Here is a 2,049-nt window from a genome sequence, read left to right on the forward strand (position 1 = left end):
ATTTAATTATTAGTTTTAATTAATATTAAATTAACTAATAGAGGTTTTTATTAATAATTTTATAAATTAATTATTTCATTATAAGTTTAAAGTTTTATTTTACTGAATTTTTTTCTTTATTAACTAAAATTATGGAGTTTTTATGTCAAGTTTTGATAGAGATTTTGAAAAAGCAAATATATTATATAATCAAGAAGATTATGATGCTGCTTTAGAAATTTATAATAATTTATATAATAATGATTTTGATGAATCTAAAATATTACCTCGTATAATTTATTCTTATCTTTCTAAAGGAGAGTTCAATGAAATTGTTAAATATTTTGATAGATTTTCAGAATTAGAACTTGATGATAAAGATATTGATTTATTTTTAAATGAATCTTTTGAAATATTTGATTCATTAGGTTTAACTGACTTTAGTGCATATATTAATAAAGCTCAATTTTTAATTAAGTTTGAAAAATTTGAAGAAGCATTAAAATATTTAGATAAATCCTTAAAATTAAGACCTAAAGATATTTTAGCTTTAAATTTAAAAGCTTTTGTTTTATATAATTTATGTGATTATGAGACTTCTCTTAAATATTTTAATAAAACAATAAAATTAGATAATCTAAATTATGATGCATGGAAATTTAAAGCTCAAATTTTATATATGTTAAATGAAGATGAAAAATCAATGAAAGCATTTCAAAAGACTCTTTCAATAGATAATTCTGATTTATTTATTTGGAGAGAATTGAAATTAATCGTGCATTAAAAATATTTCCATCAAATCTTGATTTACTTCTTGATAAATTTGATTTATATATGTTTAAAGATAATTCAAAACAAGCAAAAAAAGTTGCAGATGAAATTGCAGAAAAATATCCAGATATTGTAGATGATTATTTAAATAAAAAGAATGATTTATTAAATGATGATTTAATCAGTTTTATTGTTGAAGATAAACCATATAATAATGATTATATACTTGAAAATGATTTCTTTGATAAAGAGGATACTGAAGTTGATGATGAAGATTTAGATGATGTAGATATTGAAAAAATTATCCTTGATTTATTTGAAAATGCATCAATATCAACAGGTAAAAAGAATAATATTAATATCAACTTAAATGATTTATTAAGTATCTTTTTATTTACAGATTCAGATATAAGTAGTTATAAGAAGGATTTATTATTAAATAAACTTTCTGTTAAAGATGATTTTAAATTAGTAGATAAAAAAGGTAATAATATTGAAAATTATGTATCTTTTTATGAAAACAATTTAAAAAAATTAGAAGATAAAGCAGTTAATGATGAAAGTTTATATGATAAATATAAAGATGAATTTATCTTTAAAACAATTTTTGATAGTTATGATGAAAAGTATGAAGATGATATAACAAATATTATACTTAAAGCTAATTTATTGTTTGATCATAAAAAATATCTTAATGTATTTGGATATTTAACAGAAGCAGATAAATTATTACCTAAAAATATTAATATTTTACTTTTAAAATCTGGAAATTTATTATTTTTAGAAGAATTTCAAGATGCTTTAAAATATGCAAATATGGCTTTAGTACTTGATAAATTTAATTTTATAGGTTGGGTATTTAAAGCATATGCTCATTTATATTTAAAAGATATTTTTAATGCATTACAATCATTTAATGTAGCATTAACTCTTAATAAAACAGATAAATCTATTTGGAGATTATATGAATTAACTTTAATGTCAATTGGTAGTTATAATTTAGGATTAAATATTAATAAACAGGCATTAACTATATTCCCAGAAGATGAAGATTTATGGAGTGATAGGTTATTTATGCTTTCTGAAATTAAAGATACTGAATCTGATGATTATTTAAAATCTTTAAAATATGGTAAAAATTCAAAGTTCTTTAATAAAAGTATAGTATTAAGTGATTATGTTGATATTAGCTATTTAACTGATATTATTAACTTTTTATTTATGAAATTTGAAGTATTTTAATTATTAAAATACTTAATTTTTTAGTTTTTTTATATATTTTAGAGCCTTTTTATCATC

Annotated in this window: 2 protein-coding genes; both read left to right on the top strand. The window is 18.9% G+C overall.

Features of this window, described 5'->3' with window-relative positions; genetic code table 11:
• Positions 1-142 precede the first annotated feature (142 nt).
• Positions 143-763 carry a tetratricopeptide repeat protein gene (locus tag BGI41_RS07850; RefSeq protein WP_088540144.1) on the top strand — a complete coding sequence of 207 codons (621 nt, stop codon included), beginning with the start codon at positions 143-145 and terminating at the stop codon, positions 761-763.
• Positions 733-1,992 carry a tetratricopeptide repeat protein gene (locus tag BGI41_RS07855; protein ID WP_088540145.1) on the top strand — a complete coding sequence of 420 codons (1,260 nt, stop codon included), beginning with the start codon at positions 733-735 and terminating at the stop codon, positions 1,990-1,992. Before BGI41_RS07850 ends, BGI41_RS07855 begins: the two co-directional genes overlap by 31 nt.
• Positions 1,993-2,049: the final 57 nt, after the last annotated feature.

The organism is Methanobrevibacter sp. 87.7, from assembly GCF_002208625.1.
GTDB lineage: Archaea > Methanobacteriota > Methanobacteria > Methanobacteriales > Methanobacteriaceae > Methanarmilla.